Here is a 13,150-nt window from a genome sequence, read left to right on the forward strand (position 1 = left end):
GCAAGTGAGAGGCCTATGTCTTCAGAAATTATCCCCGTGAACCAGGATATCGAGCTTCGCGCCGTCGAAGAGCGGTATACCGCCGACCTGCACGGCCTCGTTGTCAAAAATAAAATCTGGCTGCAAACCGCCTTCGACTGGGCGCAGCACGTGGGCTCCGAAGAAGATACCCGCCGCAACGTGCAGAGCAACCAGATGCTGCACCAGCGCGGCTACGCCAAAATGTTCCTGATTTTCTTTAAAGACGAGCTGGCCGGCGTGCTGTCGTTCAATGCGATTGAGCCTGCGAACAAAGCCGGGTACATCGGCTACTGGCTCGACGAAGGGCAACAGGGGAAGGGCATTCTCTCTCAGGCGCTACGGGCGTTTATGCGCTATTACGTCGGGCGCGGCGAGATCCGCCGCTTTGTCATCAAGTGCCGGGTAGATAACCTGAGCAGTAACCGCGTGGCCCAGCGCAACGGTTTTGCGCTGGAAGGGTGTCTGCGGGAGGCCGAAATGCTTAACGGCCGCTACGATGACGTAAACCTCTACGCCAGAATTTTTCCCCTATAGCGCCCCCAGCAGGGGCGTTCGGGTGATCCGCGCGCTGCCGTTGATTGCCTTTACTCCCCGAACGTGAATGCTCTCGCCCTCAAACGCTTCGATAACCGCATCGTCTCTTATCTCCACCTGATGCTCGATAAGCACATCGCCGACGATGCGCGCGCGCCCCTGGATCACGACCCTGTCGTCAATCAGGATCGGGCCGCCCCGTAGCCGCGCCTCGCCGCCAATTAACACATGATGCTTAATGACGCAGTTGCCCTCTACGAGGGCGTTTTCCGCTATTTGTGAACTGTAGCGCACGGTGGGGATAGCATCGTCGTCCAGGCCAGCCAGCAGGCGGGCGTTGCCGTACACTTTGGCGCAGTCGCAGACCCAGACGTTATTTATCTCGTTGCCCTCAAGAATGGCGCGATCGAACACCTCGGCACGGTGCTCAACGAAGGCGTGCGTCACCATGGCATCGCCGTAGATTTGCGCCTGATGGACAATCCGCGACTGGCTGACCGTGGCCCTGTCGTAAATTTTGAGGATCTGGTCATGGTCCGGGGTTAGCCCTTTGGCTGCGACGATCGTACTGTTATGCAGTACCCGCGCGTCGCCAGCGATATGGCACTCGCCGCGGACCGTAGACTGCTGAATCGTGACGTTGTCACTTATCACCGCGCCGTGGCTCACCTCTGCGGCATCCAGCCAGCTGTTGCCGCCAACCTGCGCGCGGTGGCTGACGGTGCAGGGCCGTGTGAGGCGGGCGTTACCGGTTATTTGGGCGCCGGCGAACGCTACGCTGTTTTCATCGTAAATCCAGCACGCGCCGTCCTGCGCGAGCGCGCGCTCGTCTTCGACCCATCCGCCTTTTGTCCCGCTGGCAACATCGCTAAAATCGCACACGGCAACGATTTGTCTGAGGGTGGTGGTGCGCGGCGTCGCACCGTCCAGCCAGTGCCAGAGCCGGGTGTCGTCGCTGAGCCGGTATTTTGTCATGGTAGTATCCCTGAGAAGCCCTTCACTAAACGTAGCAAACTTTTGGCTTTTCGAAATGCTGGCGTCTTTGAACGAAACCTCTTAAAATGGCATTTCAAATACATTTTAAACTTTAAAAAAAATGCATAATGAAAACCAACGCGTTCTTAACTTACCCGCGGGCTATTTCGGTATGGTGCTGGGCACCATTGGCATGGGGTTCGCATGGCGTTACGCCAGTACCCTCTGGCCGGTTACGCGGTGGCCGGGGGAGATCCTGGTCGCGCTGGCGGTGACGATCTGGTTCCTGCTGAGCGTAGCGTTTATCGCCCGCGCGGTACGGTTTCCGAAGAGCGTGCTGGCGGAGATGCGCCATCCGGTGATGAGCAGTTTTGTCAGCCTGTTTCCCGCCACAACGATGCTGGTGGCCATCGGCTTTGTACCCTGGTACCGCCCGGTGTCGCTGGGGCTGTTTGGCATGGGGGTGGCGATCCAGCTTTCGTATGCCGCCTGGCAAAGCGCCGGGCTGTGGCGCGGAAAGCATCCGCAGGAGGCCACCACGCCCGGATTGTATCTGCCGACCGTGGCGAACAATTTTATTAGCGCGATGGCCTGCGGCGCGCTGGGTTTTCATGATGCGGGGCTGGTGTTTCTCGGCGCCGGGGTGTTTTCGTGGCTGAGCCTGGAGCCGGTCATCCTGCAGCGCCTGCGCAGCGCAGGAGAACTGCCCGCTGCGCTTCGTACTTCCCTCGGGATCCAGCTTGCGCCCGCGCTGGTGGCCTGTAGCGCCTGGCTTAGCGTTAACGGCGGCGAAGCGGATACCTTTGCGAAAATGCTGTTCGGGTATGGCCTGCTGCAGCTGCTGTTTATGCTGCGTCTGATGCCGTGGTACCTGTCGCAGCCGTTTAACGCCTCGTTCTGGAGCTTCTCGTTCGGCGTGTCGGCGCTGGCGACCACCGGCTTACACCTGGGGCAGAGCAGCCCGTCGGGGTTCTTCCATGCCATTGCCGTTCCGCTGTTTATTTTCACCAACTGCATCATCGCGATGCTGCTGGTCCGTACATTTATCTTGCTGATGCAGGGCAAACTTCTGGTGCGCGCTGATAAAGCACTGCTTATGCAACCTGAGGAAAAATAATGACTGTCGATGAAAACTACTTTACCGAGAAGTATGGTCTGACCCGCACGCACTCGGAGGTGCTTTACAGCGCGGAAATCGTTAAGCCGGGTAAAACGCTCGATCTGGGGTGCGGTAATGGGCGCAACAGCCTGTACCTGGCCGCGAACGGTTATGACGTAACGGCGTGGGATAAAAACCCGATGAGCATCGATAACATCGAGCGCATCAGGGCGGCGGAGGGGATCGCGAACCTGCAAACGGCTATCAGGGATCTGAACAGCCTGAGCTTTGAGGGCGAGTACGATTTTATCCTTTCCACCGTTGTGCTGATGTTCCTTGAGGCGAAAACCATCCCGGGCCTGATCGCCAACATGCAGCGCTGCACTAAGCCGGGCGGCTACAACCTGATTGTTGCCGCGATGGATACGGAAGATTATCCCTGTACCGTTGGCTTCCCGTTTGCGTTCAAAGCCGGTGAGCTGAGCCACTACTACGAAGGCTGGGAGTTGCTCAGGTACAACGAAGAGGTGGGTGAGCTTCACCGCACCGACGCCAACGGCAACCGTATCAAGCTGCGCTTCGCCACTATGCTGGCGCGCAAGCCCGCCTAACGCGCCGCCAGCAGGCAGAGTTGCAGGGCAGTGCGATAGGACGCCTCGAACGACGACAGCGGTAAAAACTCAAACTTCGAGTGGAAGTTATGGGCACCGGTGAAGAAGTTCGGGGTGAGCAAGCCTTTGGCCGACAGGGCTGCGCCATCGGTGCCGCCGCGCATGGGGGTCGGCTTAGGCGCGATCCCGAGCGACGCCATCGCCTCGAACATCAAGTCGATGGCGCGGCGGTCTTCCCCAATGGCATTGCTGATATTGCTGTAGGTATCCTCGATGCTATACTCCACGCCTGCCGTGGGGTATCGTGCGGCAATCTGCGCCGCCACGTCGGCGATCTGCTGCTTGCGGGCGGCAAAACCGTCTTTATCAAAATCGCGGATGTTGGCCTTCAGGATCGCCTCGTTTTGTCCGGCCTGTATGCCGTTAAACCAGACGTACCCCTCGCGGCCCTCGGTGCATTCCGGGGTTTGCCGGCGATCGAAATGGCTGATGTAATCTGTAGCCATCAGAAGCGGATTCACCAGCACCCCTTTGGCTGACATGGGGTGGGCCGTTACGCCGGTAAAGCGAATTTCAGCCGCCGCCGCGTTGAAGTTCTCGTAAACGATCTCCCCCAGCTCGCAGCAGTCGATGGTCCAGGCAAAATCCACGTCGAAGCGTTTCAGATCCAGCGCTTTGGCGCCGCACAGGCCAATCTCCTCGTCGGGAACAAACGCCACCACAATATCGCCGTGCTTATGCTCTACGGTCAGGTTTTCCAGCACCGTCATCACCACGGTCACCGCCGCTTTATTATCTGCGCCTAATACGCTGGTTCCGTCGCTGAAAATAATCTCCTCATTGGGATAAGCCAGAATTTCCGGGTGTTCTTTTACGCGCAGCCAGATCCCTTTCTCTTTATTCAGGCAGAGATCATCGCCCGTAAACGTTAATATTTGTGGATGAATATCCGGTGATAAACCGACGTCTACCGTGTCGATATGGGTAATAAAACCTATCCGCGGCGCGCCGGGGATATTCCCTTTTTTAACGGCGGTTACGGTGGCGAACTCATCAATCACAATATCGTCTAAGCCCAGCTTTTCCAGCTCGTTCGCCAGTTCCCGCGCCATCTCATGCTGGCCCGGCGTGGAGGGCAGCGTTTTTACTTTCGGGTCGCTCTGGCTGGTAATGGCAAGATAGCGAAAAAAACGTTGGGTTAATTGTCTGGAGAGTTCGGAGGCCATAGTGATTCCTTCTGTATTTATTTTTCATGTGTTTGCGCCATCACTTTAATGTTATTTATGGAATGGCAAAAGAAGTAATTAGCCGTCGAATTAAAAAGACAGGAATAAATGATGAAAAGCACATTCACAATGATAGCGCTGGCGCTTGCTGCGCTGACGGCCAGTTCCACCGTCGCGGCAAAAACGCTGGTGTACTGCTCCGAAGGATCGCCGGAAAACTTCAATCCACAGCTGTATACCTCGGGAACCAGCGTGGATGCCAGCGCCGTGCCGGTGTATAACCGTCTGGTCGATTTTAAACCCGGCACCACCGAGCTGGTGCCGAGCCTGGCCGAAAGCTGGGAGGTGAGCGACGATGGCAAGGTTTACACCTTCCACCTGCGTAAAGGGGTGAAGTTCCACAGCAACAAAGCGTTCACGCCGACGCGCGACTTCAACGCCGACGACGTGATTTTCTCGTTTATGCGCCAGAAGGATGTAAATCATCCTTACCATAACGTCTCTAACGGCAGTTACTCCAACTTCGAAAGCCTGGAGTTTGGCAGCCTGATCGTCGCCATTGATAAAATTGACGACCGCACCGTGCGCTTTACCCTCGCGCACCCGGAAGCGCCGTTTGTCGCCGACCTGGCGTGGTATTTTGCCTCAATTCTTTCGGCGGAATATGCCGACGCCATGCTTAAGGCGGGCACGCCGGAAAAGGTCGATATGCAGCCCATTGGCACCGGTCCGTTTAAGCTTGCGCAATACCAGAAGGACTCACGTATACTCTTTACCGCCTTCCCGGACTACTGGCAGGGGAAATCGAAGCTGGATCGTCTGGTGTTTACCATTACCCCGGACGCCTCGGTACGTTTTGCGAAGGTTGAGAAAAACGAATGCCAGGTTATGCCGTTCCCCAATCCGGCGGACCTGCCGCGCATGAAGGCCAACAAAGACATCAATCTGATGAGCAAGGCCGGGCTGAATACCGGTTTCCTGGCGTTCAATACGCAAAAGCCGCCGCTGGATAACGTAAAGGTGCGACAGGCGCTGGCTATGGCAATTAACAAACCCGCGATAATTGACGCGGTTTTCCACGGCACCGGCACGGCGGCGAAGAACCTGCTGCCGCCGGGCGTCTGGAGCGCCGACGGCGAGCTGAAAGACTACGACTACGATCCAGAAAAAGCCAAAGCCCTGCTGAAGGACGCCGGTTTTGCTAACGGCGTAAGCGTTGACCTGTGGGCGATGCCGGTGCAAAGGCCGTATAACCCGAACGCGAAGCGGATGGCGGAGATGATTCAGGCGGACTGGGCGAGCATTGGCGTGCAGACCAAAATCGTCACCTACGAATGGGGCGAATACCTGAAGCGCGTGAAGGGAGGGGAACATCAGGCCGCGCTGATGGGCTGGACAACCGCCACGGGCGATCCGGATAACTTCTTCGGGCCGCTCTTTACCTGTACCTCTGCCAACGGCGGATCGAATTCGGCCAAATGGTGTTACAAGCCCTTCGATGACCTGATTGCGAAAGCAAAATCGATAACCGATCGAGATGAACGGGTGGTGCTGTACAAACAGGCGCAGCAGATGATGCACGACCAGATGCCTGCGGTGATGATTGCCCACTCGACCATTTTTGAGCCAGTGCGTAAAGAGGTGAGCGGCTATGAAATCGACCCCTTCGGCAAGCACCTTTTCTGGCAGGTAGACATTAAAGAGTAACGTTCATGGCCCGGCTTCTGTCCGGGCTACTTTTTTACGATTTGTGCTGTCTTCGTCATTTTTTGCTACAACGGCTATCTCCCTTTTTTGCTATAACTTCAAGTGCATACTTGCAGATAACCTGGAATACTATCATGCGTACTCACACTCTTTTTAAAGTTGCAGTGCTTTCTGGTCTGTTAGCGCTGGCTGGCTGTTCATCTAAGGTCGCCGCTCCCGAACAGTACTCCGGCTTTTTAAAAGACTATTCAGGCTTGCAGCAGACAACGTCTGCAACGGGTAAACCGACGTTACGCTGGGTTGATCCTTCGTATAACGAAGCCAATTACGACAGCATAATCTGGACGCCGATTACGTATTACCCTACGCCTAAACCGACTACCCAGATTGGGGAAAGAACCCTTGATGAACTGCTAAATTATACCAACACGAAGCTGAAAACGGCGATTGGTACCCGTAAGCCTGTCGTCACAACGCCGGGTAAGCGTAGCCTGATTTTCCGCGGCGCCATCACCGGCGTGAGTTCGCAGAAGGAAGGCCTCCAGTTCTATGAAGTGGTGCCCGTCGCGCTGGTGGTAGCAGGTACGCAGATGGCAACCGGTCACCGCACCATGGATACCCACCTGTTCTTCGAGGGTGAACTGATTGACGCGGCGACCAATAAACCGGTGGTGAAGGTGGTTCGTAAAGGGGAAGGTAAAGAGCTGAATAACGAAAATTCACCTATGACCTTTGCCACGCTGAAGCAGGTTGTGGATGACATGGCGACGGACGCCACCATGTTTGACGTGCATCAGACAGCGAAATAACGAAAATGGCCTGCATCACGCAGGCCGTTTTTTATGCCGTCCGCAGGCGTCTGAACCAGGTTTCCGGCTTAGTAAACATCACCATATTCCCTCCCAGTATCAGCAGCAGGCCCACGATGCCGTTGAGGTGCCACTCGTAACCCTCGTACACCTTCGAAATCGACAGCGCCACCAGCGGGAAAAGCAGGGTGCTGTAGGCGGCTTTGCCGGGGCCAATGCGGCCAACCAGCGTGAAATAGGCCCCGAAGGCAATCACCGATCCGAACAGGGCCAGGTAAAGCAGTGCGCCCATATAGCTCACCGTCCATTCCGGCATGAAGCTGTCGCCTCTGGCGAGGGCGATGACGCCCATGATCGCCGTCCCGTAGAGCATCGCCCAGGCGTTGGTGGTCATGGTTTCGAGCCCGTTTCGCTGATGGCGCATGCTGATCATGTTCCCCAGCGAGAAGCCGTAGGTGCCGAGGGCGGAAAGGCCGATGCCGGTGAGCAACGACGCGCTCCAGCCGCTGGCGAGCAGATCGTTCCAGAACAGGGTAACGATCCCGATAAGCCCCAGCGCGGCCGCCGTCCAGAAGCGAGCCGGAGGGCGCTGCCCGAAGAAAATAAAGCTGTTGATGGCGTTATAGAGCACCGCCATCGAGAAAATCACCGACTCCAGCCCGGTATTGATATGCGCCGCGGCGGCGTAAAAACACCAGAAGTTAAAGCAGAACACGCAGCAGCCCTGGAGCATACAGTAAAGGTGATCCCGCAGCGCCAGCCTGCGCAGGCGGCGAAGGGCGATTAAGACGATCATCATCGTGGCGCAGGCCACTGCGAAGCGCCAGAAAATGGATACCGGTGCCGCCACCGGCCCCTGCTGCAGGAATATGGCGATCCAGGTCGTCCCCCAAATCACGACGACCAGCCCGTAGAGTAATGCGTTCATGGTTTCTCTCTTCTCATACCGCGAAAATGCCAGTGTGGCGAAGAAGAGGGCGCGCGGCTTTCACCGGCTTGCGCCGGACTTGCAAATTCTTGCGCTTTTTTCTCGTCCGAACGCTGGTAACAGGCTGCAACACTTCTTAGACTGACGATCTGATTAATCACCTGTTTACGGCCATGTCTCTCGTTTACGACACCTTTGAAACGTTACGCCAGCAAAATGCGGTGCTGCGGGAAACCGTCGCGCTCAACTCTGGCATTCAACTGGCGGCCTGGTACAACAAGCACGATACGATCACCGTTAAAAGCAACCACCACACCCTCAGCCTGTACGTGGCGGACGGCTATGAAAGCTATCAAAAAACGCCGGGCGGCTGGAAAAACGGCGGCGGCCCGGATCGTTTTTGCCTGATGCCTGAAGAGAGTGAATCCACGTGGGATATTCGTGACGACCTGTCGTTCGTCCATCTCTACTGTACCGACGCGCACCTGCGGGACGTGGGAGAGAAAATCTGGGATAAACGCCCGCTGTCGCTGACGCTGGATGAAAAGATCTTTGGCAGCGATCCGAAAATCACCGCGCTGTATCGCCAGTTCCTGCTTGGCTGCGACTGGCAGCAGAACGCCAATCAGCTCACCCTGAGCACCGCCTCGACCTTATTGCTGACGCACCTGGTTCAGCACTACTCCAGCGTGCAGTGGAAGCTGCCGGCGGTCACCGGGGGGCTGTCGCCGTTTGTGCTGCGCAACGTGCTGGCGTTTATCGAAGAAAATCTTGCGCAGCCCCTGACGCTGGCGGAGCTGGCCGGGCAGGCGGCGCTCAGCGAGTATCACTTCGCAAGGATGTTCCGCCAGTCGATGGGGCTGGCGCCGCATCAGTACGTCATGCAGCGGCGCATGGAGAAAGCCAAAGCGCTGGTGCAGCACACCACCACGCCGCTCACCGACATCGCGCTGGCCTGCGGGTTTAGCTCCGCCAGCCACTTCAGCAACCGCTTTCGCAGCATGACGGGGGTAACGCCCTCGCAGCTACGTGCGGCGAAGGCGTGAGAAGACCGCGTAACAGATCCCGCCCAGCACCAGCCCCCAGAAGGCGGAACCAATTCCCAGGATCGTCACCCCGCTGGCGGTCATCAGGAAGGTGACGATCGCCGCGTCGCGTTCCGCCTCGTGATTCAGCGCCTGATACAAACTGCCGCTGATGGTGCCGAGCAGGGCCAGCCCGGCCAGCGTCTGGATCCAGCCTGGCGGCAGGGCGGCCATCAGCCCGGAAATCGAACCGCCGAACACCCCCGCCAGCAGATAAAACCCGCCTGCGGCAGCCGCCGCCAGCCAGCGTTTACCGGCATCCGGATGGGCGTCCGGGCTCTGGCAGATGGCGGCAGTGATAGCGGCGATGCAGATGGAATAGACGCCGAAGGGGGATAGCAGCAGCGCCAGCCCGCCGGTCGCAATCATCAGCGGTGAGGCCGCCAGCGGATATCCCGACGCCTGCATGGTGGCGAAGCCGGGCGCGTTCTGCGACGCCATCGTCACCAGAAAGAAGGGCAGCCCGATGCCGATCAGGCTGGAGAGCGTGAACGACGGGGCAATAAATTCCGGCATCACCACGGACAGCATCAGCCTGTTAGTGACAACGTCACCTCCCATCCATGCCGCGACGACGCCTGCCAGCAGCGTGGCGACGATGGCGTACCGGGGAGCCACTGCTTTGGCCACCAGCCAGGCCGCCAGCATAGTGCCGCAAAGAACCCAGTTATCTTCAAGGTTGCTGAAGGCCTTAAGGCCAAACTGCAGCAGCACCCCGGCCAGCATAGCGGCGGCAAGAGAGTGCGGGATCAGCTTCATCAGCCGGGCGAACAGGCCGGTTACGCCGCACAGCAGAATAAGCGCATTGGCAAAAATAAAGACGCCGATGGTTTCAGCCAGGGTGATGCCGTGCAGGCTGGTGGCGAGCAGCGCCGCGCCGGGCGTCGACCAGGCGGTAAGCACCGGGGCCTTGTACCACCAGGACAGCGCCAGGGTGCTGATCCCCATGCCCAGCCCCAGGGCGGTCATCCACCCGGCGATTTGCTGCGCGCTGGCGCCGGCCGCGGCGGCGGCCTGCCAGATAATGGCGGCCGAGCTGGCGTAGCCCACCAGGACGGCGACAAAACCGGCAAGGACGGCAGGAAAAAGATGAGTTGTCGATCGCATGGAAACCCCGTCGTGCGTTATAACGTCCGCAGTAAGGTATCACTGTGCGTTATAGCGTACAAGTGGTATGCTTTCCCGCAACGGGAGGAACCATGGATATTACTCAACACCTTGCCACCACGCTGAAAGCGCTGCGACAGGCGCGGGGCTGGAGCCTGTCTAAGCTGGCCGACGAGACCGGCGTGTCGAAAGCGATGCTCGGGCAAATCGAGCGCAACGAGTCCAGCCCGACGGTCTCCACGCTGTGGAAAATCGCCACCGGGCTGAACGTGCCCTTTTCGGCGTTTATCACCCCCGAAAGCGATCCGCAGGCGGTGTTCGATCCGCAGCAGCAGGCGATGGTGGTGAAGCCGCTGTTCCCCTGGGATGACCAGCTCCGGTTCGACCATTTCTCCATCACCCTGTCGCCGGGCGCGCTGAGCGAGTCCGCCCCGCACGAGGCCGGGGTGATTGAGCACGTCGTGGTGATTAGCGGCGAGCTGGAGATGCAAATCGACGATATCTGGCGCACGATTTACGCCGATTCCGGCGTGCGTTTTGCCGGTGATAAACCGCACGCGTACCGCAACAGCAGCGCCCGGACGGTCCATTTTCACTCACTGATCCATTATCCCCGCTAAAGCGTTGCAAAACGGTTTCACTGACACAGACTTCTGACTACAATAGTCGCCATTTTGACCATAACGGATAACGACGACGTATGCGCCTGCACTCCCATCATCTTGAACTGTTAAGCCCGGCCCGCGACGCCGCCATTGCCCGTGAAGCCATTCTTCACGGTGCGGATGCCGTTTACATTGGCGGCCCGGGCTTCGGTGCCCGCCATAACGCCAGCAACAGCCTGCGCGATATTGCCGAGCTGGTACCGTTCGCCCACCGCTTTGGGGCGAAGGTGTTCGTAACCCTGAACACCATACTTCATGATGATGAGCTGGAGCCCGCGCAGCGTCTGATCGCCGATCTCTACCAGACCGGCGTCGACGCCCTGATCGTTCAGGATATGGGTGTTCTGGAGCTGGATATCCCGCCCATCGAGCTGCACGCCAGCACCCAGTGCGATATCCGCACCGTTGAGAAGGCGAAGTTTCTCGCGGACGTCGGGTTTACCCAGATCGTTCTGGCGCGCGAGCTGAACCTGAATCAGATCCGCGATATCCATCAGGCCACCGACGCCACCATCGAATTTTTCATCCACGGCGCGCTGTGCGTGGCCTATTCCGGGCAGTGCAATATCTCTCACGCCCAGACGGGCCGCAGCGCCAACCGCGGTGACTGCTCCCAGGCCTGCCGCCTGCCGTATACACTCAAAGACGATCGGGGCCGGGTGGTGGCGTTCGAAAAGCACCTGCTCTCCATGAAGGACAACGATCAGACGGCTAACCTCGGCGCGCTGATCGATGCCGGGGTGCGCTCCTTCAAGATTGAAGGGCGCTACAAGGACATGAGCTACGTGAAAAACATCACCGCGCACTATCGTCAGATGCTGGATGCCATCATTGAGGATCGCGGTGACCTGGCGCGGGCGTCCGCAGGACGTACCGAGCATTTCTTCGTTCCGTCTACGGATAAAACCTTCCACCGCGGCAGCACGGATTACTTCGTCAACGCGCGCAAGGGGGACATCGGCGCCTTTGATTCACCGAAATTTATCGGTCTGCCGGTAGGGGAAGTGCTGAAAGTCGCAAAAGATCATCTGGACGTTGAGGTTACGGAACCGCTGGCAAACGGCGATGGCCTGAACGTGATGATCAAGCGTGAGGTGGTCGGCTTCCGCGCCAATACGGTGGAGAAAACCGGCGAGAACCGCTACCGCGTATGGCCGAACGAAATGCCTGCCGATCTCTATAAGGCCCGCCCGAATGCGGCCCTTAACCGTAATCTGGATCACAACTGGCAGCAGGCGCTGCTGAAAACGTCCAGCGAGCGCCGCATTGCGGTTGATATTGCGCTGGGGGGCTGGGAAGAGCAGCTGATCCTGACCATGGCCTGTGAAGACGGCATCAGCGTGACGCACACCCTGGACGGCATGTTCGAGGTGGCGAACAACGCGGAAAAGGCGATTAACAACCTGAAGGACGGCGTGGCGAAGCTCGGCCAGACCATCTACTACGCGCGTAACGTTGAGGTTAATCTGCCGGACGCGCTGTTTGTCCCGAACAGCCTGCTGAACCAGTTCCGCCGTGAAACCGCTGAGATGCTGGATGAAGCGCGCCTGGCAAACTATGCTCGCGGCACGCGTAAGGCCGAAGCGGTGCCCGCGCCGGTCTATCCGGATACGCATTTATCCTTCCTGGCGAACGTTTACAACCACAAGGCGCGCGCGTTTTATCACCGTCACGGCGTCCAGCTGATCGATGCCGCCTATGAGGCCCATGAAGAGAAGGGCGATGTGCCGGTGATGATCACCAAGCACTGCCTGCGTTTTGCCTTTAACCTCTGTCCGAAGCAGGCGAAAGGCAATATTAAAAGCTGGAAAGCAACGCCGATGCAGCTGGTTAACGGCGATGAGGTGCTGACGCTGAAGTTCGACTGCCGCCCGTGCGAAATGCACGTTATCGGTAAGATGAAGAACCACATCTTCAAAATGCCGCCGCCGGGCAGCATCGTGGCGTCCGTGAGCCCGGACGATTTGCTGAAAACCCTGCCGAAGCGTAAAGGCAGCTAGCCCGGAAAGTGGGTGTCCGGTTTGCGCGACTTCAGCCAGGAATGGCGTTCGCGCAAACCCTCCGCAGACTCTTCTGCCGCGCTGCGTAACTCGTCGCTGTCGGCTTCGTGACGAAGCTGATGGTCGGCGCTTTTCACGTACAAAAATTCATGCCCTTTATGCCCGGCCATCAGCTGCCCCGAGAACAGGGCGCAGATCACCATCGCCATGCCCAACCCTTTTTTGAACATCCCACATCTCCCGAAAATACGATTCGGCCATCGTAAAGATAATTTCATCAAGTAATTATTCGGATTTTCAAATTTGAGAAAACGGGCTGTCAAAAAGTGTGGCTGTAATAAAATCGGTTTAAGATTAATCTTAAAAGCAATATTGCCGTTGTA

At 57.9% G+C, this 13,150-nt stretch carries 13 protein-coding genes; 8 read left to right on the forward strand and 5 right to left on the reverse strand.

The genetic code is table 11. The features are described 5' to 3' along the window. Positions 1-15: 15 nt before the first annotated feature. Complete coding sequence (gene rimL / locus IM304_RS11365; RefSeq protein WP_176610359.1) at positions 16-555, forward strand: 50S ribosomal protein L7/L12-serine acetyltransferase; 540 nt, start codon at positions 16-18, stop codon at positions 553-555. Here the strand turns inward: rimL and ydcK are convergent. Next, positions 550-1,530 carry a YdcK family protein gene (gene ydcK, locus IM304_RS11370; RefSeq protein WP_193355085.1) on the reverse strand — a complete coding sequence of 327 codons (981 nt, stop codon included), beginning with the start codon at positions 1,528-1,530 and terminating at the stop codon, positions 550-552. The two genes, rimL and ydcK, sit on opposite strands and share 6 nt — an antisense overlap. 121 nt (positions 1,531-1,651) lie before the next feature. Between ydcK and tehA the strand changes: the two genes are divergently transcribed. After that, on the forward strand, positions 1,652-2,647 hold the full coding sequence (gene tehA, locus IM304_RS11375; protein ID WP_193355086.1) for a dicarboxylate transporter/tellurite-resistance protein TehA: 996 nt from the start codon (positions 1,652-1,654) through the stop codon (positions 2,645-2,647). Beyond that, on the forward strand, positions 2,647-3,240 hold the full coding sequence (tehB, locus tag IM304_RS11380) for a tellurite resistance methyltransferase TehB (RefSeq protein ID WP_193355087.1): 594 nt from the start codon (positions 2,647-2,649) through the stop codon (positions 3,238-3,240). Before tehA ends, tehB begins: the two co-directional genes overlap by 1 nt. Here tehB and pepT read toward each other — a convergent pair. Beyond that, entirely contained in the window at positions 3,237-4,466 is a 1,230-nt protein-coding gene (gene pepT, locus IM304_RS11385; protein WP_193355088.1) for a peptidase T, read from the reverse strand. The two genes, tehB and pepT, sit on opposite strands and share 4 nt — an antisense overlap. Positions 4,467-4,577: 111 nt before the next feature. Between pepT and IM304_RS11390 the strand changes: the two genes are divergently transcribed. Beyond that, positions 4,578-6,173, forward strand: coding sequence for an ABC transporter substrate-binding protein (locus IM304_RS11390; RefSeq protein ID WP_148419561.1), 1,596 nt, complete (start codon positions 4,578-4,580; stop codon positions 6,171-6,173). A gap of 134 nt (positions 6,174-6,307) precedes the next feature. Further along, positions 6,308-6,982 (forward strand): DUF3313 domain-containing protein, encoded by a 675-nt coding sequence (locus tag IM304_RS11395; protein ID WP_176610354.1) that lies wholly within the window; start codon positions 6,308-6,310, stop codon positions 6,980-6,982. A 31-nt stretch (positions 6,983-7,013) separates the two neighbouring features. Here IM304_RS11395 and IM304_RS11400 read toward each other — a convergent pair whose 3' ends face one another. Next, entirely contained in the window at positions 7,014-7,910 is an 897-nt protein-coding gene (locus IM304_RS11400; RefSeq protein ID WP_193355089.1) for a DMT family transporter, read from the reverse strand. Between the two features lie 173 nt (positions 7,911-8,083). Here IM304_RS11400 and IM304_RS11405 point away from each other — a divergent pair, with 173 nt between their 5' ends. Further along, a complete protein-coding gene (locus IM304_RS11405; protein WP_148419507.1) occupies positions 8,084-8,956 on the forward strand; it encodes a helix-turn-helix domain-containing protein in 873 nt (290 codons plus the stop codon). Here the strand turns inward: IM304_RS11405 and IM304_RS11410 are convergent. Continuing rightward, positions 8,936-10,123 (reverse strand): benzoate/H(+) symporter BenE family transporter, encoded by a 1,188-nt coding sequence (locus IM304_RS11410; RefSeq protein WP_322091055.1) that lies wholly within the window; start codon positions 10,121-10,123, stop codon positions 8,936-8,938. The two genes, IM304_RS11405 and IM304_RS11410, sit on opposite strands and share 21 nt — an antisense overlap. A 71-nt stretch (positions 10,124-10,194) precedes the next feature. On the opposite strand from IM304_RS11410, the gene IM304_RS11415 reads away from it, so the two are divergent. After that, a complete protein-coding gene (locus IM304_RS11415; RefSeq protein ID WP_193355091.1) occupies positions 10,195-10,722 on the forward strand; it encodes a helix-turn-helix domain-containing protein in 528 nt (175 codons plus the stop codon). An 80-nt stretch (positions 10,723-10,802) separates the two neighbouring features. Further along, entirely contained in the window at positions 10,803-12,767 is a 1,965-nt protein-coding gene (locus IM304_RS11420; protein WP_193355092.1) for a U32 family peptidase, read from the forward strand. Here IM304_RS11420 and IM304_RS11425 read toward each other — a convergent pair. After that, on the reverse strand, positions 12,764-12,997 hold the full coding sequence (locus IM304_RS11425; protein ID WP_193355093.1) for a DUF2554 family protein: 234 nt from the start codon (positions 12,995-12,997) through the stop codon (positions 12,764-12,766). The two genes, IM304_RS11420 and IM304_RS11425, sit on opposite strands and share 4 nt — an antisense overlap. Between the last annotated feature and the right edge of the window lie 153 nt (positions 12,998-13,150).

It is taken from the genome of Enterobacter cloacae complex sp. P40C2, from assembly GCF_014930695.1.
In the GTDB taxonomy this organism is placed as follows: Bacteria; Pseudomonadota; Gammaproteobacteria; order Enterobacterales; family Enterobacteriaceae; genus Enterobacter; species Enterobacter pasteurii.

Coding starts and splice junctions, on each gene's coding strand:
- IM304_RS11390 (WP_148419561.1), top strand. CDS start 4,578: ATGAAAAGCACATTCACAATGATAGCGCTGGCGCTTGCTGCGCTGACG.
- IM304_RS11395 (WP_176610354.1), top strand. CDS start 6,308: ATGCGTACTCACACTCTTTTTAAAGTTGCAGTGCTTTCTGGTCTGTTA.
- IM304_RS11405 (WP_148419507.1), top strand. CDS start 8,084: ATGTCTCTCGTTTACGACACCTTTGAAACGTTACGCCAGCAAAATGCG.
- rimL (WP_176610359.1), top strand. CDS start 16: ATGTCTTCAGAAATTATCCCCGTGAACCAGGATATCGAGCTTCGCGCC.
- tehB (WP_193355087.1), top strand. CDS start 2,647: ATGACTGTCGATGAAAACTACTTTACCGAGAAGTATGGTCTGACCCGC.
- tehA (WP_193355086.1), top strand. CDS start 1,652: ATGCATAATGAAAACCAACGCGTTCTTAACTTACCCGCGGGCTATTTC.
- IM304_RS11415 (WP_193355091.1), top strand. CDS start 10,195: ATGGATATTACTCAACACCTTGCCACCACGCTGAAAGCGCTGCGACAG.
- IM304_RS11425 (WP_193355093.1), bottom strand. CDS start 12,997: ATGTTCAAAAAAGGGTTGGGCATGGCGATGGTGATCTGCGCCCTGTTC.
- IM304_RS11420 (WP_193355092.1), top strand. CDS start 10,803: ATGCGCCTGCACTCCCATCATCTTGAACTGTTAAGCCCGGCCCGCGAC.
- IM304_RS11400 (WP_193355089.1), bottom strand. CDS start 7,910: ATGAACGCATTACTCTACGGGCTGGTCGTCGTGATTTGGGGGACGACC.
- pepT (WP_193355088.1), bottom strand. CDS start 4,466: ATGGCCTCCGAACTCTCCAGACAATTAACCCAACGTTTTTTTCGCTAT.
- ydcK (WP_193355085.1), bottom strand. CDS start 1,530: ATGACAAAATACCGGCTCAGCGACGACACCCGGCTCTGGCACTGGCTG.